Origin of the sequence: Amycolatopsis bullii (assembly GCF_014654205.1) — a bacterium.
Classification (GTDB): domain Bacteria; phylum Actinomycetota; class Actinomycetes; order Mycobacteriales; family Pseudonocardiaceae; genus Amycolatopsis; species Amycolatopsis plumensis.
The window spans coordinates 302489-318360 of sequence record NZ_BNAW01000005.1; the positions used below are offsets into that span (position 1 = coordinate 302489).

Annotated in this window: 21 protein-coding genes and 3 pseudogenes; 18 read left to right on the top strand and 6 right to left on the bottom strand. The window is 69.7% G+C overall.

Going from position 1 to position 15872, the window contains the following annotated elements; all coding sequences use genetic code 11:
• Nucleotides 1-54 precede the first annotated feature (54 nt).
• The gene (locus IE317_RS44475) at nt 55-387 is read right to left on the bottom strand and encodes a hypothetical protein (protein WP_229902602.1); all 333 of its coding nucleotides are present in this window, start codon (nt 385-387) and stop codon (nt 55-57) included.
• Between the two features lie 213 nt (nt 388-600).
• On the opposite strand from IE317_RS44475, the gene IE317_RS09805 reads away from it, so the two are divergent.
• Entirely contained in the window at nt 601-1104 is a 504-nt protein-coding gene (locus tag IE317_RS09805) for an ANTAR domain-containing response regulator (RefSeq protein WP_229902603.1), read from the top strand.
• A 199-nt stretch (nt 1105-1303) separates the two neighbouring features.
• Here the strand turns inward: IE317_RS09805 and IE317_RS09810 are convergent, their stop codons facing one another.
• Nucleotides 1304-1603 (bottom strand): hypothetical protein, encoded by a 300-nt coding sequence (locus IE317_RS09810; protein ID WP_191308394.1) that lies wholly within the window; start codon nt 1601-1603, stop codon nt 1304-1306.
• Between IE317_RS09810 and IE317_RS44480 the strand changes: the two genes are divergently transcribed.
• The 4 genes and pseudogenes from IE317_RS44480 to IE317_RS09820 all read left to right on the top strand — a co-directional run bounded on the left by IE317_RS44480 (nt 1547) and on the right by IE317_RS09820 (nt 2933).
• Nucleotides 1547-1894: an STAS domain-containing protein gene (locus IE317_RS44480; RefSeq protein WP_268246864.1), complete on the top strand. Its 348-nt coding sequence runs from the start codon at nt 1547-1549 to the stop codon at nt 1892-1894. The genes IE317_RS09810 and IE317_RS44480 overlap by 57 nt on opposite strands.
• Nucleotides 1895-2028: 134 nt before the next feature.
• Nucleotides 2029-2166, top strand: a pseudogene (locus tag IE317_RS45440) (ATP-binding protein); the annotation flags it as partial.
• Between the two features lie 44 nt (nt 2167-2210).
• Nucleotides 2211-2339, top strand: a complete 129-nt coding sequence (locus IE317_RS44485) for an ATP-binding protein (protein ID WP_229902605.1) — start codon at nt 2211-2213, stop codon at nt 2337-2339.
• Between the two features lie 177 nt (nt 2340-2516).
• A complete protein-coding gene (locus IE317_RS09820; protein WP_229902606.1) occupies nt 2517-2933 on the top strand; it encodes an ATP-binding protein in 417 nt (138 codons plus the stop codon).
• A gap of 13 nt (nt 2934-2946) precedes the next feature.
• Here IE317_RS09820 and IE317_RS09825 read toward each other — a convergent pair whose 3' ends face one another.
• Nucleotides 2947-3132 (bottom strand): hypothetical protein, encoded by a 186-nt coding sequence (locus IE317_RS09825; protein WP_191308398.1) that lies wholly within the window; start codon nt 3130-3132, stop codon nt 2947-2949.
• Nucleotides 3133-3395: 263 nt separating this feature from the next.
• Here IE317_RS09825 and IE317_RS45090 point away from each other — a divergent pair, with 263 nt between their 5' ends.
• From IE317_RS45090 to IE317_RS09840, 3 genes are all read left to right on the top strand, one after another.
• Entirely contained in the window at nt 3396-3959 is a 564-nt protein-coding gene (locus tag IE317_RS45090) for a chemotaxis protein CheB (protein ID WP_268246862.1), read from the top strand.
• Between the two features lie 110 nt (nt 3960-4069).
• Nucleotides 4070-4792 (top strand): GAF and ANTAR domain-containing protein, encoded by a 723-nt coding sequence (locus IE317_RS09835; RefSeq protein WP_229902608.1) that lies wholly within the window; start codon nt 4070-4072, stop codon nt 4790-4792.
• Entirely contained in the window at nt 4789-6249 is a 1461-nt protein-coding gene (locus IE317_RS09840; RefSeq protein WP_229902609.1) for a PP2C family protein-serine/threonine phosphatase, read from the top strand. Before IE317_RS09835 ends, IE317_RS09840 begins: the two co-directional genes overlap by 4 nt.
• A gap of 211 nt (nt 6250-6460) precedes the next feature.
• Here IE317_RS09840 and IE317_RS09845 read toward each other — a convergent pair whose 3' ends face one another.
• Entirely contained in the window at nt 6461-6883 is a 423-nt protein-coding gene (locus IE317_RS09845) for a DUF6292 family protein (protein WP_191308402.1), read from the bottom strand.
• A gap of 199 nt (nt 6884-7082) precedes the next feature.
• Here IE317_RS09845 and IE317_RS09850 point away from each other — a divergent pair.
• The 9 genes and pseudogenes from IE317_RS09850 to IE317_RS45580 all read left to right on the top strand — a co-directional run.
• Nucleotides 7083-7817 (top strand): annotated as a pseudogene (locus IE317_RS09850) (acyl-CoA desaturase); the annotation flags it as partial.
• A gap of 124 nt (nt 7818-7941) precedes the next feature.
• Complete coding sequence (locus tag IE317_RS09855; RefSeq protein ID WP_191308404.1) at nt 7942-9093, top strand: N(5)-(carboxyethyl)ornithine synthase; 1152 nt, start codon at nt 7942-7944, stop codon at nt 9091-9093.
• Nucleotides 9094-9284: 191 nt separating this feature from the next.
• Entirely contained in the window at nt 9285-9734 is a 450-nt protein-coding gene (locus IE317_RS09860) for a DUF5994 family protein (protein ID WP_191308406.1), read from the top strand.
• Nucleotides 9735-9999: 265 nt separating this feature from the next.
• The gene (locus IE317_RS45445) at nt 10000-10161 is read left to right on the top strand and encodes an RGCVC family protein (RefSeq protein WP_373309010.1); all 162 of its coding nucleotides are present in this window, start codon (nt 10000-10002) and stop codon (nt 10159-10161) included.
• Nucleotides 10158-10316, top strand: a complete 159-nt coding sequence (locus IE317_RS09865; protein ID WP_191308408.1) for a DUF6307 family protein — start codon at nt 10158-10160, stop codon at nt 10314-10316. The genes IE317_RS45445 and IE317_RS09865 overlap by 4 nt, the downstream gene beginning before the upstream one ends.
• A 70-nt stretch (nt 10317-10386) precedes the next feature.
• Nucleotides 10387-11070: an ATP-binding protein gene (locus tag IE317_RS09870; protein ID WP_191308409.1), complete on the top strand. Its 684-nt coding sequence runs from the start codon at nt 10387-10389 to the stop codon at nt 11068-11070.
• 874 nt (nt 11071-11944) lie between these two features.
• Nucleotides 11945-12082 (top strand): hypothetical protein, encoded by a 138-nt coding sequence (locus tag IE317_RS09875; protein ID WP_191308411.1) that lies wholly within the window; start codon nt 11945-11947, stop codon nt 12080-12082.
• 234 nt (nt 12083-12316) lie between these two features.
• Nucleotides 12317-13159, top strand: a complete 843-nt coding sequence (locus IE317_RS09880) for a maleylpyruvate isomerase N-terminal domain-containing protein (protein ID WP_191308413.1) — start codon at nt 12317-12319, stop codon at nt 13157-13159.
• 156 nt (nt 13160-13315) lie between these two features.
• Nucleotides 13316-13955, top strand: a pseudogene (locus IE317_RS45580) (sigma-70 family RNA polymerase sigma factor); the annotation flags it as partial.
• 1108 nt (nt 13956-15063) lie between these two features.
• Here IE317_RS45580 and IE317_RS09890 read toward each other — a convergent pair.
• Together IE317_RS09890 and IE317_RS45095 are read right to left on the bottom strand one after the other, a co-directional pair.
• Nucleotides 15064-15300: a TIGR02391 family protein gene (locus IE317_RS09890; RefSeq protein WP_191308415.1), complete on the bottom strand. Its 237-nt coding sequence runs from the start codon at nt 15298-15300 to the stop codon at nt 15064-15066.
• Entirely contained in the window at nt 15297-15431 is a 135-nt protein-coding gene (locus IE317_RS45095; RefSeq protein WP_268246863.1) for a hypothetical protein, read from the bottom strand. The genes IE317_RS09890 and IE317_RS45095 overlap by 4 nt, the downstream gene beginning before the upstream one ends.
• A gap of 127 nt (nt 15432-15558) precedes the next feature.
• Here IE317_RS45095 and IE317_RS09895 point away from each other — a divergent pair.
• Nucleotides 15559-15872, top strand: a 314-nt coding sequence (locus tag IE317_RS09895; protein ID WP_191308417.1) for a cbb3-type cytochrome c oxidase subunit I, incomplete at its 3' end; no start/stop codon positions are given.

Sequence of the window (15872 nt, forward strand, 5' to 3'; positions counted from 1 at the left end):
ACCAACCGGAGATGAGTGGCAACCGTCGGCGGGTGCGGCGAGGCTGCCGACGCGTCAGTCGCCCGCGGCGGCGATTGCGCAGGCGTACGGGTAGGTGTACCAGAGCATCGAGTACTGCTCAGCAGGTCCAGGCAGTAATGAAGATTCCCGTTGTGAGCGCTGCAGCACGCGCTGTACGCGCGATCGCGCCGCCTGGGTAGCCGCTCTTCGCCGCGGCGGCCGCGGTGAGGCGGGGCGTGGTTGCTCTGGGGCACCGGTGGTCACCAGGGTCTCCGCCCCGGCGGCAACCGCTTCACCGACGGTCCATTCGAGCTTGCGGACCTTGTTGCCGCCGCCGCCCAGGCCGAGCAGGTCGTCGCGCTTGACCCGGAGATCGTCCGGTCCCACCCCGAGCGCCTTGGCCAGGCGGGGTGCGGCTTCGTCGACCGCGGCAAGCGGGTCACGCGTCGACCTTCTCGCTGACCGCGGCCCAGGTGTCGAGGCCAGCCAGCCGGGCGGTGAGGGCCTCACGCATCGCGGTGGCGCTGACGAGGCCGAGCGCGAGGCGCCGCGGCGGGTTGGGGTCGGCGACGGCCGCGCGGATCCGGTTCGCTGGAGCGGGTGCTGCGCCGCGGGCGCCGCGACTACATGGGTCTGCAACGCTACGACGTTCCCGACCCCGAGGACCGGTCCCAGTTCGTGCCGAAGGTGTGGGCGCCGCTGAACGTGCCGCTGCGGGACGCCGACGGCCGAATCGCGGGGATTCTGCACCATGTCGAGGACGTCACCGACCTCGACGCGGCGCTCACCGACGGCGAACTGAACGACTGGTCGCCGGATCAGCCTCGTCGGCTGTACGAGGCCGCGCAGCTCGCGAGCCGGCTGCGCCACGCCCACGGCGAGGCCCAGCGCGAGAACCGGAATCTCCGCGAGGCGCTACGCACCCGCGGCGTCATCGAGCAGGCGAAAGGCGTCCTGATCGGACAACGCGGCTGCGGCCCCGACGAGGCGTTCGCGATCCTCGTGAAGCTGTCGCAGGACACCAACATCAAGCTCTACGACGTCGCCCGGGCTCTTCTGGACAGCGTCATTCACGGGAATCAGCCCACGACCTCAGCTGGGTGAGCACAGCCGTCACCCTAGGTACGCAGGAGCCAAGGCAACGGAGCTGACAGTCGCCGTTCACGACAAGAACACGGCGCCATCGACCGGCCATGACCAATGGCGGCCGACGGCCGCGGTCAGCGCCCGCTTCCGTCGGACTGGGTCGCCGATGGCGCGACTGCGCTCAAGGCGGGGACCATCACTTCATCCGAGTCGTCGTTCACGTGAGGTGGTCGGCGCGCCGACGATCGGCACTTGCTGCGAATCGGTGGATGGCGGCCTTGCGGCGATGTCTCTCCACGGCCGCGCCGTTGCCGTGCGCGGCACCTTCGTGTCGCTCAGCAGCGCGATCATGAGCTTGCGCCCCGCGTCGTAGGCCGACCTGCAGCCGGGTATGCGCGGCGCGTTCGCGCTGTTGAGCGGCCTGCAGCGCTGAGTCCGCCACCTGCTTCCGGACGCCGGCATCGCTGGATCGCCGGCTGGCCGCGAGTTCTGCCAGCAGCAGGTCGAGGCTGCTCACGCGTTCCGCGGCGAAGTCGACCTACTGACCGCACCACTGGTGAGCGAGACCGTCACCGCCGCGACCGCCCAGCATCGCACAATGCTGATTATCGATCTGACCGCAGTCACCTTCCTGGACTCCTCCGGGCTGTCCATCCTGGCTCGAGCCCACACGGCGGCATCCGCGGGAAGTCAGGTCCGCGTGGTGGCACCGTCCGACGGCATGCCGTACCGGGCCATGGCCCTGACCGGCCTCGACAAGATCCTGGCGGTCTTCCCCGGCCAGACCGACGCTCTCCTCTCGTCCTGATCCGCCATGCCCACCCAGCCGGCGATTCCGGCGACGAAAGCGTTCCCGGCCCGGCGAGCGAATCGGACGTCTCGGATCTTTGCCATCCCGCCGCACCGGCGAACCCGGCGCAACTCGCTCTCCTGCGCGAGGAGATCGCCGCCTGGGCCGCCCGCGCCGGCCTGCATCCCGATCGGATCCCCGGGCTGCAGCCAGCGGTCTACGAGGCCATGGCCAACGTCGTCGTCCACGCCTACCCCGGACAGCTCGACGCCTTCTCGCTACTCGCCCGCAGCCACGACCACAGCGTCACCGTGACCGTCGCCGACCATGGCCGGTGGCAGCCGCCGCGCGCCCCGGTCTGCTGCACGGCCGCGGACTCCCGCTCATCCACACGCTGGCCGACCACGCCACGATCGACAAGGGAACCGAGGGCACCAGTGTCACCATGACCTGGTCTCGGTGATCCGGCTCTCGCGCCAGGGAGACAAGTTCCGGCGCGCCGAGTATTCCTCTCCAGCACCCCGACCAGCGGTCACTGCTTGTGACCAGAAGGGCGAGTAACTACCTGCACCGGGGGTAGGCCAACGAAATGGAGTGCCGCGCTCGCAGCAGACAGCGCGGCGCCGGAAGGAGCCGCACGGTGCCCGTCACGTGGAGTACATACGGTCAGGAAGGCTGGCAGGTCTTGGAGCTGGCCGGCACCGACCCCTCGGCTCTGACCGCCGCCCGTCGATGGGTCGAGGGCCGACTGACCACGTTGAGTGAAAACGATCGCCTCGACACGATGATGGTGGCCGAGGAACTGCTGGAGAACGCCTACCAGCACGCCGGTGGCCCCGATCAGCTGCGGATCCACCACACGCACGACCCATGCAAGGTCACGGTGGCGGTTGCCGACGTCGGTGCCGGCGAGCCGCGGATGCGCGTTCCCGACCACAGCGGCGGCCGTGGACTCCTGGTGGTCGATCAGGTGTGTGCCGAGTGGGGGGTGAGCTCACACGATGACGGCAAGCTCGTCTGGGGACGCGTCGACTGCGATGATCCCGACAGTTCGTAGCCGGCCTGAAAATTCAGCGGATGTCCTGCCCGCTCAGCCGGGGCAAAGATGCCAGCCAGGCGAGCGCCTCGGCGGTGCTTCTGTGAAGCGGCAAGACCTGGTTGAGCCCGAGCACGTCGATCGGGCGCAGCAACGGCCAGCACTGGCCGCAGATCGCGAACGGTACTCCGGCGATGACGGCGTCGGCGGCCGCGATCACCGTCACACCTCGGCTGTCTTGGTCACGGTGAACGACGCAGTCGGCACCTGCGCCGATCCGTTACGGGGCGGCGGAAGAAACATCGGCGGCATGACAGCTCGGCTCCTCGGCTCACTGGTGAGGCCAAAACCGCCCGTGCTCGAGTCCAGTCCCACCCGACCCTCCACGAAAGGGGCTGCGGGTGTGGTGCAACGGCTACCGGACTGAACCGCTCCACGACGACGGTACAACCGATTAGCCAACGATGCAGCGCCGTCTCGAAGATGTTCACCTGCTGGTTCTTTCGCGTGAGTCGTGAACCGCCGGCAGAAGCGCCGACCTCATCACTTGCGGCTGTTCGGGAGGCTGCTTGCCGCCAAGACCGCACTCCCGGTCCGCACCACCGACACCGGCTCCCGCTCATCACCCCCGGCGGGACCGTCATCCCGACCGGCTACGCCGCCGCGCTGGAACCGGACCGGACGGTCACCATGATCGACGGCGATCCCTTCCGCTCCGGTGACCTGTTCCTGACCAGCCTGGCCGCCACTCTCGGCCCGGCGGCCATCGCCGTCGTGCTCACCGGCATGCTCGACGACGGCGCCCAAGGGGTGCGCGCGATCAAACGCCGCGGCGGCCGGGTCCGCGTCCAAGATCCCAAGACCGCCCGCGCGCCCGGGATGCCCTCCAGCGCCATGCCCACCGGCTGCGTTGACCTCGTGCTCCCCCTCGACCGGCTCGCCGCCTGCCTCGTGGACCTGACCATGGCCCCCGGCGGCGCCGACCTGCTCACCGTCCCCATGCCGCCCTGGGCCCAGTTGCACCCGGGCACCCGGACGTCCGCCTGACCACAAGGCGCATCGGGGCCGTGCCGCACTGCGGTTCGGCGGCCGGATCTTGGTTGGGTCACCCGGGCGTGGGTACTCGCACCTCGCCCGAGATCGGGGAGGTGCCCCGCGTGAACCACGAACTGCCGTTGTCCGACGAGCTCGCGAGCGTGTTCGCCCGGATGTCGGGTCTGCTGCTGTCCTCGGAAACGGTGGGTTCGGTGCTGCGGCTGGTGACCAAACTGGCCCAGGAAACCATCCCCGGCAGCACGGGCGCGGGCGTGAGCATGCTCGACCCCGGCGGCACGCGCACCACGACCGCCGCCACCGACGCGGTGGTCGAACGAGCCGACCGGATGCAGTACGAGCTCGGCAGCGGTCCCTGCCTGGCGGCGTGGGCGGACCGGACGGTCGTGCGGATCGACGACCTCGCCACCGACACCCGCTGGCCGCACTGGGCACGCCGCGCGAACGAACTGGGACTGCGGGCGTCGTTGAGCGCCCCGATGGTCGCCGGGGACACCGGACTCGGCGCGTTGAAGGTCTACGGGGTCCTCCCAGCCGTGTACGGCCCGCGGGAGGAGTCGCTGCTGGGCATGTTCGCGACACAGGCCGCGGTGCTGGTGGCGAACGCCAAGTCCTACGCCGACGCCCACCGCGTGAGTGCCCGGCTGCAGACGTCACTGCGCGGCCGCGACGTCGTCAACGTCGCCAAGGGCATTCTCGTGGCGCAGGGTCACGTCGACGAGCAGGCGGCGTTCCTGCAGCTGGCCAAGGCGGCGCAGGAAGGCGGCCGAACCCTGACCGAGACCGCGGAGGACCTCGTGCGGACGACGTTGCGGCCCCGCCGGTGAGCGAGCCGGACGCCCGGTACCAGCAGCAGGCGGTCGCCTCGGCGTTCGCCCGTGCCGAACTGACCGTCGAAGAGCTGTGGCTGCGGTACTTCGCGCTGGGCGGCAGCCTCGGCCTGTTCGAAGTGGAAGCCTTCCTCCACGGCGCGCTGGTCCTGCCCGGCTTCGACCGCGACATCGTCGCCCACGTGGTCAACGAACGCCTCGACGAGCTGACCTGGCACCGGCGTGCGCCCTACAGCCGGACGATCCGGGAGACGGTGCCCCGGGGTGCGCCCCTGACGGCACTGACGACGTTGCTCGACGGCGCGGAGCTGGCGCCGCCGGAACGGTTGCCGGCTCTGGTCGCGGCGGCCGGGGAAGCGCTGGGCGTCCGGTTGACGGTCTACCTCGCCGACTACGAACAGCGCCGCCTGCACCTCGTGCCGCCGCCCGGCGCCCCGGACGGCGCCACGGCGCTGGACGTCGAGACGACGCTGGCCGGCCGGGCGTTCCGCTACCAGGAGATGCTGCCCGCGGAGACCGAGCCGCCGCGGCTGTGGGTCCCGCTGCTCGACGGTGTCGAGCGGCTCGGGGTCCTGGCAGTCGAGGTGGACTCGGTCGCCGACCTCTACGACCCCGGCCTGCGCACGCAGTGCCGCTGGGCGGCCCTGCTGGCCGGGCACCTGGTGGTGCTGATGACCCACTACGGCGACGGCCTCGACGTCGTGCGCCACCGGCAGCCGCGGACCGTCGCCGGTGAGCTGATCTGGTCGATCCTGCCGCCGCTGACCGCCGGAGTGGACGGGTTCGTCGTCAGCGGCGCCGTCGAGCCGCGGTACGCGGTGGCCGGGGACGCCTTCGACTACGCGCTGTCGGAGGACACCGCCCGGCTGCTGATTCTCGACGCCGTCGGCCACGACCTGCGCAGCGGCCTGCTGGCCGCGACCGCCATCGCCGCCTACCGGGCCGTCCGGCACACCGGCGGCGGCCTCTTCGAGCAGGCCCAGCTGATCGACGAGACGCTGAGCGCCACCTTCGGCGACGCAGCTTACGTCACCGCGGTCCTGGTGGAAATGGACCTGCCGAGCGGGCGCCTGCGGTACGTCAACGCCGGGCACCCGCCCCCGTGGATCATGCGCGACGGCCGGGTGATCAAACCCCTCACCGGCGGCCGGCGCCTGCCGCTCGGGCTCGGACCCGGCCGCGAACTCACCGTCGGCGAAGAACGGCTGCAACCCGGCGACTGGCTGGTGCTGCACTCCGACGGCATCACCGAAGCGCGCAACGCGGCCGGGGAGTTCTTCGGCGAGGCCCGGCTGGCGGACTTCCTCGAGCGGGAAGCCGCCGCCGGCCACCCGCCGCCGGAAACGGTCCGCCGGCTCATCCAGGCGGTATCGGCCCACCAGGACGGCCGCTTCCAGGACGACGCCACCGTACTGCTCGCCCGGTGGACCAGTGCCGGCCAAATGCTGCCCTGAGCAACCACAGGCAGAAGTGATTGCGGCGACCTGGCACGGCTTTGCCCGGCAGCGGAGGAGGGAGGATCGTCCACCCGACACATGTCGGAGGACGGTCAGCGGTGAGGCACGCCATTCGCCTGCACCGGCGTGACGCTCTCCGAAAGTAGTCGCTCGCCCCCTCCGGCTGGCATGAGACAGACCGGTACTGCGGACGAGGCCGTTGTTCCAGTCACCCCAGGTGACGGCGGTAAGCCTTCAGCCGTTCAGCCAGCGACTTGCGGGTCAGGGCGGTAGCGGGGCCGGGACGCTCCTGGCCGGTGCGGCGCCCGGCGACGGCGTCGGCGACGAACTGCGCGACCGCGCTCGGCGACGGCACGAGGTCGTCGCCGCCGTAGTGCGCGATGACGACCGGGGCGTCGGCGGGGTCGGTTTCCACCGCGAGGGCCCACCCACGCAGCTCGCTCCACACCAGCATGACGTCGTGGTCGGGCCGGTCGAGCCACCGCCGGGGCAGCCCGAGGTAGGCGGTGGCCGTGTCACTGATCTCCACCGTCATGCTCTCGGCCGGGACACCCACCGCCGCCGCCACCGCCCCCACGTACTCGCCCAAGCCGCGCTCGAGTGTGCGGGTATCGGGTTCGGAGTGCTCCATGCTCGCCACGCTAGAGGCCATCCGGCCGGCGTGCCGGGCGGCCTCAGTGCAGATCGCCGGGTTCAGACCGTCATCGGAGGGGCTAATCCCGAACGATCGCCACAAATCCGGCGAACAGCTACGGTCAGCAGGAAGAGCGATGGAGCTGGCAGAGACCATCGAACGTCAGTCAGCGCGCCCGGCCAAGGCCGCGGAGCCGATGCTGGCGGGTGAGAAGACCCGCAGCGAAACCTTCCTCGTCAAGCTGTTCGCGGTCGTGCCGCTGCTGGCGCTGGCCGCGGCGGTGCCGTTCGCGTGGGGCTGGGGCCTCGGGTGGACCGACGTCGCCCTGACCGTCGGGTTCTACTTCCTGACCGGACTTGGGGTGACGATCGGATTCCACCGCTACTTCACCCACGGCGCGTTCAAGGCCAACCGCGGGCTGCGGACCGCGCTCGCCAAGGGCTTCTGGCACGCCCACATGGGCTGGCTGTTCGACCGCGAGAAGACCAACGCCCAGCGCTTCGCCCCCGACCTGCTCGCCGACCGCGACCTCGTCCGGATCGACCGCTGGTTCCCCGCGCTCACGGTCGTCACGCTGCTTGCCCCGGCGTTGATCGGCGGGTTGGTGACGATGTCCTGGTGGGGCGCGCTGACCGCATTCTTCTGGGCCGGCCTCGTGCGGGTGGCCGTACTGCACCACGTCACCTGGTCGGTGAACTCCCTGTGCCACATGATCGGCGACCCGCCCTACGCCACCCGCGACAAGTCCGCGAACTTCTGGCCGCTGGCCATCGCCTCCATGGGCGAGTCGTGGCACAACTCCCACCACGCCGACCCCACCGGCGCCCGCCACGGCGTCCGCCGCGGCCAGCTCGACATGTCCGCCCGCCTGATCTGGCTGTTCGAAAAGCTCGGCTGGGCCACCGACGTCCGCTGGCCCAAGCCCGAACGCGGCCTGCCTGCCGGAACACCCGCCCGCAAACACCCGCAGGACCACCCAGCCAGCGGCCGGAACCCCGCAAGCGGAGACCGTACTCGCCGCGTGCTTAGACTATGGTCTAGCAAAAGGGGCCCACGTGCACCAGCTCACCCTAGGCGTCGTCGCGCATTCGCGGAAAGCGGACGAACGCCGATTGCCGATCCACCCACGCCACGTCGAACGAATCGACCCCGGCCTCCGCGACGACATCTACCTCGAACACGGCTACGGCGAAGCCTTCGGCGTCCCCGACACCCAGCTGGCAGGCGCCGTCGCCGGGATGCGCACGCGGGAACAGCTCATCGCCGAGTGCGACGTCATCCTGCTGGCCAAACCGCTGCCGCAGGACGTCGCAGAACTGCGGCCGGGTCAGGTGCTGTGGGGCTGGCCGCACTGCGTCCAGGACCGCGAGCTCACCCAGGCGGCCATCGACAGCCGGTTGACGCTGGTCGCCTTCGAGGCGATGAACCACTGGAACCGCGACGGCTCGTTCGGCCTGCACGTCTTCCACAAGAACAACGAACTGGCCGGCTACTCCTCGGTGCTGCACGCTCTGCAGGTGATCGGCTCGACCGGCGACTACGGCCGCCGGCTGCGGGCGGCGGTGATCGGCTTCGGGGCGACGGCGCGGGGAGCGGTGACCGCGCTCAACGCGCACGGCGTGCACGACGTGCACGTGCTCACCGGCCGCGACGTCACGGCAGTCGGCTCACCGATCCACTCCGCGACGATGGTGCAGTTCGAGCACGACGTGAACAACCCCGGCGACCCCCGCCGCAGCCACGCCCTGACCGACCGCGGCCGGGTACCGCTGGCGGGGTTCCTCGCCGAGCACGACATCGTCGTCAACTGCGTCCTGCAGGACACCGCCGCGCCGTTGACCTTCCTCCTCGAGGACGACCTCGCCGCGTTCGCGCCCGGCAGCCTCATCGTCGACGTCTCCTGCGACGAAGGCATGGGCTTCAGCTGGGCCCGGACCACCACGTTCGCCGACCCGGCGTTCGTGGTCGGCGACGGCATCACGTACTACGCCGTCGACCACAGCCCCTCGTACCTGTGGAACTCGGCCACGTGGGAGATCAGCGAAGCCCTGCTCCCGTTCCTGGGGACGGTGGTCGGCGGACCGTCCGCCTGGGACGGTGACGAAACCGTTCGCCGCGCCATCGAGATCCGCGACGGCGTCGTCCGGAATCCCGCCGTCCTGGCCTTCCAGCACCGCGCGGCGGAGTACCCGCACCTCGTGGAGTAGCGGATCGGCCGACCCTTACCGCCGCCGCCGGCGGCTCGTCGTCCGGATGCGTCACACTGTTCACACACTCGGCGCAGTCGTCGTGTACGCTGGGTGTCGACCGAGAGCATTTCGTGCGCAAGTGTTCGAACCTGCGCCGTCCTCGGCCCCAGTCCGGCCGGCAATCAACGGCCGGAGACGGGAGCACCGACATGACGTCGGGCCCGAACACCACTCTCTCCAGCGCGCCGGCCACCGAAGAACGTCTACGGCTGAAGCCGGCGGCACCCGCCACCGGACACGTCGACGGAGCATGGTGGCCTCCGACCCGCGATCTGGCCGCCGAACTGCCCGCGCTGCTCGCGGCGCTGGCCGCTCGGCTGGGACGCATCGACCGGGTCACCTACCACCTCGGCGACTGGCCGAACCCACCTCGGCGCGTCACCTTCGACGACAGCGCCGTCCGGCTCGAGGGATTCCGGTCGCAGCCCTCCGGCAGCTTGACGGCGATCGGCTGGGACCGGCAGCGAACGACCTTGCTGGTCGTTCCACCGGAAGCCGGCCCCGACGTCGCCCAGCGCGCTCTCACGGCCGCCGCGGACCCGGACAACACCGACGACAGCACGGAATTGCCGGCCGCCGCCGGGCAGCTGCAGTCCTGAACCACGCCGCCCACCGGCGGCACCCACGAGAGGATCCACCGATCAGTACTTCCACAGTGGACAGTTTGCTGTTCAGCCATCCCATCGCCGAGCAGCCCCGGCCAGGAGCGCTCACCGCCTCCCAGGAGCACCGGTACGGGAGCCTGTTCCGCCAGCCTGTGTACACCCCCGCACCGTCCACCGACGGGTCGGCACCCGGCCCGCAACGGCGCCCCGGCACGGGGAGCACGTGGGCACCGGACCCGTCCGGACGCCGCGCCCACCGATGACACCAGGCAGAGAAGCTGTTTGCGCGGCATGCCGGCATGCCGAACACACGCACGATCCGATCGCACGCCGTTTCTGCACGGCCACCGTGGCGGGTGGGTTCAACCGCGAATGCGTCTGCATCGGCGGGCACGATCAACTTGAGAAGGAAACACCATGACCACGGAAGCCGCCTTCGCGTCCCGGTACGACCAGCGCGTCAGCCTGGTCCGAGATGTTCTGAGAGAGAACACGAAACTGTCGGACACCGCCTGTCAGGACCTCGCTGTGCGCCTCCTGCACACCATGGACACGATTCCCGAACGAATGCGGTGAACCACAGCACGTGACCACTGTTAGCGGTCTTCGTATAGCGGCGGAGTACCGGGCCGAGTCGACTGTCGCCGTGGTGACCGGCAGGCTCACGCCGGCCGGCTACCCGGAACTGCGCGATGGTGTGCTCAGGATCGCCGCAGAAGCGTCGGTAACCCTCATCGTCGACATCGAAGGCCTTGAGATCGCCGACGTCACCCTGATGACAGTGTTCTCCGTGATCGCTGACCGGATGGTCGACTGGCCGGCGATCCCGTTCGCGGTCGTGACCGCCCGCGCCGACCACGCGGCCGGCTTCGCGGCACAGAACATCCGCCGGTCTGTGCTGGTCTGCCGTGACGTCGTCGCGGCGGAGGCCGCCCGCGACCGACCGCCGAGCCGGCGAGCCGTCCGGCTCCTGGACCCGTCTTCCTCCGCGTCGGCCGACGCCCGGGCGTTCGTCCAACGGGTCTGCGTGACGTGGGGGGTGCTCCAGTACACCGATGACGCCCTCATGATGGCGACCGAATTGGTGGAGAACGCGCTCGAGCACACGGAATCGGCGCCCCAGCTGAGGCTGGAGCTACGGCGCGGAACATTCACCGTGGCGGTAGCCGACGACGACCCACGCCCGGCCGTGCTGCGCGAGCGGCTCACCCGCACGGAACCGGGCCTGGGCCTGTGGCTGATCGTCCGAGCCGCCCGGCGCTGGGGCTGTGCGCGGTCTTGGAGCGGCGGGAAAGTGGTCTGGGCCGTGCTGGTGCGCCGCGACCGCTAAGAGAACCCTGATGGGTGACGCTATTCAGAGGTAAAACGATCGGAGGGTCGCGGTCGTCCCGACACCCTCTCACCAATCTCGCTGGGGCATCGCTGGGGCAAACCCGTTCTCGAACGGCTCAGAGCTGCGCTGACGTTGCACGCAACTGCCCCAGACTGCCCCCGCCGACCTGCAGATCTATCAAAACCGCAGGTCAGAGCGCCAGGTGACTGGCAGTGAGGGGGTCAGGGGTTCGAGTCCCCTTAGCTCCACTCTCTCGCAGAACCCCTTCGATCACGCCGTTCCGGCAGGTCGGAGGGGTTTCTTGCTGTCCGGGGACGATCTTGGGTGATCCGCTTCGACCGGTGCATCGGTGTCCCTGCTGGGGCATTTCTGGAGCACCACGCTCCTGGCCACCGAACCTCTGACGCCACGTCGCCGCCGCTCACGGGCAGTGCCCCCGACCTCGTCCCTCCCGCCAGCGGCGATAGGGGCAGCCGACACCGATCGGGTAGGTTTTGCCGACGGGGCTGTTCGCGGTCGGCCTGTCGCCGCCGACTTTGGCCTTAGCCCCTTCGGGTACGGGCTGCGGGTCGCCTTAAGCCAGCGGCGCTGCAGATCGGCCAGCAACCGCGTCTCCACCTCGGGCGCTTCGGGCACGACCGCGGGTCAAGTGGATGCCCGGCGTCCTGGGTGCCGTGGCGGCGGGCTTGGTGCCGTGGGTGTTCGTGCTGGGCCGGACCCTGACCGACACCACCGAGGTACGGCACTGGCCTGCCGTGTGCATCGGGCTCAACCTGGCCACCGCGCTCGGCTGCGCGGCCACCGCGCGGTGGTACCACCGGGGTGATGCCCGCGCCCGCCTGTCGGCGTCGGCGGTCGCGGCACTCATGGGGTGGACGCCTGGTTCGACGTCCTCACGGCCCGCCCCGGCACCGAATTCACCCGGGCCGTCGCCTGCGCGGTTCCGGAACTGGCCCTGGCCGGAGTGTGCACCTGGCTTGTGCTGGGCGACACGGAAGAACTGCCGTGACCACTGAACCGTCCGGTTTCGCCGCGGTGAGGGGTGTTCCCGCCGTTTGTCACTCGATCGAGTAAAGCGCTGAGCCGGGCGTCATTCCCGGCGCGGGGTTCCTTCCTCGGTGCTGCGGTAACCGGCCGGCACGCCCCCCGACCGGCCGGTTACCGCCGCGGGTTTCCCCGCCGGGCAGGGACAACCGCAGTCTGGGAGAGCGGGGTCCGGCGTTCCGGGAGCTACCATCGGAGCATGACAATCCGACTCGCGCAGTGGCAGGCAGTGCGCGCGGCCTTCGCCACGGCAGGCGAGCGGTTCGCGACGGCCGTGGAAAACGCGCCGGACCCGCACGCAAAGGCCGTCGGCAAGTGGTCGGTGGCCGAGACGGCCGCGCACGTCGGCTGGATCGCCCTCGTCTACACCGTGATGGCCGGCGGTGACGGCGGCCCGCTGCCGCTGCCGGAACTGGAAGCGCCGATGGCGTCGGCGACCATCGAGACGGTGTCGGCGATGAACGAGATCGCGATGACCGCCTACCCCGAGCGCGACCCGCGGCGCCTGGCCGAACGGCTGCGCGCGGACGTCGCGGAGGTCCTGCGGGTCACCCGGGACCTCGACCCGGACAAGCCGGTCTGGTGGCTGGGCGGCAGCCGCGTGCCGCTGGCCGGCCTGCTCGCGCACCTGATCAACGAGCTCGAGATCCACGGCTGGGACGTCGCCCGCGCGAGCGGCGCGCCGTGGCGGATCGACCCGGTGAACGAAGCGTCGTTCCTCGAGCTGTTCTTCGTCGGCATGGTCCGCAACGACGTCGGAAGCCTGCTGGACTACGCCAAGCCGTCGCCGCGCCGGGTCGCCGTCGAGTTCCGCTCGGCGTACACCACGCCGGTGATGATGGTGCTGCAGAACGGCGGCCTGCGGGCGGAGGAACCCGACGGCAGCGCCGACGTCCGGCTCACCTTCGACCCGGCCGTGCTGGTGCCGATGATGTTCGGCCGGATCTCCCCGCTGCGCGCGGTCGGGACGGGCAAGGTCCGCGTGGGCGGCCGCCGCCCGTGGCGGCTGCCGGAGTTCCTCCGCACGGTTCACATGCCCTAGGTGTGCTGCGGACATCCCGCACCCGACGACCTGACACGGCCAGCCGGATCGGCTCCTCGGCAGCCTTTCACCCGCGCCGGCCGCGTCACCGATGAGAAATCCGCCGCCACGTCGTCAATTCTCGGTAGCCCCCTACCGGTGGAAGGATTGACGACCATGACCGACGCCGGATCGCCGGGCGCCGACGAGGCCGCGTTTATCGCGGCGGCCCGTTCGGGGGACGCCGCGCGGTTCGCGCTCGTCACCGAGCGCCACCGGCGTGAGCTGCACGTGCACTGCTACCGGATGCTCGCCAACTACGAGGACGCCCAGGACATGACGCAGGAGACGTTCCTGCGCGCGTGGCACAAGCGGGAGTCCTTCAAGGGCCACGCTGCGCTGCGGACCTGGCTGTACCGGATCGCGACCAACGTCTGCCTCGACTTCCTGGAAAAGCGCGACGACCGCACACCCGTAGGCCTCCGAGGTGCCTTACCTGCAGCCCTATCCCGACCGGATGCTTCCCGAGGATCCGCAGGAATCCGTGGTCGCGCGGGAGACGATCGAGCTCGCGTTCATCGTCGCCGTCCAGCGGTTGCCGCCGCGGCAGCGGGCGGTGCTCATCCTGCGCGATGTCCTCGGGTGGACGGCGCCGCAGGCCGCCGGCGCCCTCGAGCTGACCCTTGCCTCGGTGACCAGCGCGCTGCAGCGGGCGCGCGTGACCATGCGCGCGCAACTGCCTGACCGCCGCCTCGACTGGCGGAGTCCCGCCACCCACGAGCTGTCCGATGCCGAACGCCGTGTGGTTCAGTCCTACACGATAGATGGAGTACTTCAACAACCTGTTAGCTGCGTTGGAATGGTAAATCTCGATGTCGCTACTGGCGAACAGATCGTCAGCGACATCGAGAGCCTGATCCAGATGGCTGTCGAACAGGGCCAAAACCGGACGAGTGGCTGCCGCGCGTACCGACAGGATCGGATCGTGGGCGAGTACAACCACAGTCGGAAGTAGCCGAAGCGCGTACGTGTCGCCAGCGACGAGAATCTGACCGATCGCCGCAGCGGCAACTCCCCGGGTCGAGTTCATCCCCGCCGTCTCGAGGTCGAACTCACCATCGCGCCGTCCACTCGCGCGTTCCTCCGCAGGGTCGAGCGCACGGGTGTAGTACTCAAGTAAGGCGATCAGCGCGTCCGTGGCTTCTTCGGCGGAGTTCGCAATGGCACGGCATATGGCTTGGCCAGCTGCTTCTCCAGCGATACGCCGTGCGTGCTGGCACAGCTCAGTCAGCTTCGCGATGCTGACCTTGTCAGCCACAGCATTAACGACTTCGATGATGTTGGAAGCCGGCGTCTCATTATCGAACGTCAACGCGCTGCTGGCTGCGCCGGATGTTCGATACGAGCGCGGCCAGTCCTCTCACGGGTCACCAGCGCTGTTTTCGCTGGTCAAGGACGTGCCCGTCAGTTGCCTACCCGAGTCCGGGAGCAGTCACAGAGCGAGCCCGAACGACACACTTCGTGGACGATGTATCCGCTCGAGCGGCACACCCACCAGCAACCGCCCTGTCACAGAAGTCATCTGCCAGGTTCCCCCGAGCGGGTGGCAACTACGGCTGGGCGAGCACATCTTCGCCAAGCAGCAGGCGGAGATGGCGGATCCTGTTCCTCGGGCGTCCGAAGACAGGATCGAGCAAGCACGGAGCAGGTACAGCAGCGTGCCCGGCATCGATGCCACTGTCGTCGAGGAAATCTCGGCTCCCTCCGCGCGGGGGAACCGGCTTCGGCTACCTGAGCCGGAAGCAATTCTTTGCGAATATGGGAAACCGGGCTGCGAAGCCGAGACACGTGAGCTCCTGAGACTCTCCGAGGCGACTGGTCTCGTCTCCCAGACGGAAGACGACGTCGCGAATCAGGGCGATTGATCAAGCAGCCGGCCGGGCTTCGACACCGTCGAGCAGCCGCAGGAGCAGATCAGCCAACAAGACCGCATCGCTGGCGACCGCCGGGTCCTCGTACTCCACCGCGCGGTGCGACGTCGGGTTCTTGAACATCCCGATAGCTCCTTTGAAGAGGTTCAGCATCGCCTGCTGCTCGCCTGGCTCGGCCATGGGGTCGACCAGAACCCCGGGGACCCCGGGAGCGAATGCTTTGTCGATCAACTCGGTGCCCGCGGCCGGGCGACGTCACCGAACACCTCCCACGCCCAGGCCGCGTCGGTGGCCGACAAGCCGCGTTCGATCGCCCGCAACCGGCGGGCGTCGGCCCGCGGCCTGGGATTCAACCGGTCCATCGCCGCTCCTCCCGTAATGCGCCGCGTCCGGCTACCCCCTGCTCGCGGACCCAACCGGGCGAAACGGGTGTATCGACGGGCGGCTCGGGTACGCGCGCTCGACGCCGACCTTCCCGGAGGGACTCCCGTGACCGACACCGCCGCCCGGCCGATCCCCATTCCCCACCGCCCGGCGTGGCGCGCCCCGCGCGGGTCGACGTTCCTGAAGACGATCCGCACCACCGACCACAAGACGATCGGCGTGCTCTACCTGACGACATCGTTCGGGTTCTTCCTGATCGGCGGCCTCACCGCGCTGCTGATGCGGGGCGAACTCGCCCGGCCCGGCCTGCAGTTCCTCTCCCCCGAGCAGTACAACCAGCTCTTCACCATGCACGGCACGATCATGCTGCTGCTCTACGCCACCCCGAACCTGTTCGGGTTCGCCAACTTCGTCCTGCC

Bases quoted from the DNA above. Each gene is read 5' to 3' on its own strand.
- IE317_RS45445 (WP_373309010.1), top strand. From the start codon at position 10,000: ATGACACCAGGCAGAGAAGCTGTTTGCGCGGCATGCCGGCATGCCGAA.
- IE317_RS45090 (WP_268246862.1), top strand. From the start codon at position 3,396: ATGTTCACCTGCTGGTTCTTTCGCGTGAGTCGTGAACCGCCGGCAGAA.
- IE317_RS45095 (WP_268246863.1), bottom strand. From the start codon at position 15,431: ATGGACCGGTTGAATCCCAGGCCGCGGGCCGACGCCCGCCGGTTGCGG.
- IE317_RS09860 (WP_191308406.1), top strand. From the start codon at position 9,285: ATGACGTCGGGCCCGAACACCACTCTCTCCAGCGCGCCGGCCACCGAA.
- IE317_RS09845 (WP_191308402.1), bottom strand. From the start codon at position 6,883: ATGGAGCACTCCGAACCCGATACCCGCACACTCGAGCGCGGCTTGGGC.
- IE317_RS09865 (WP_191308408.1), top strand. From the start codon at position 10,158: ATGACCACGGAAGCCGCCTTCGCGTCCCGGTACGACCAGCGCGTCAGC.
- IE317_RS09880 (WP_191308413.1), top strand. From the start codon at position 12,317: ATGACAATCCGACTCGCGCAGTGGCAGGCAGTGCGCGCGGCCTTCGCC.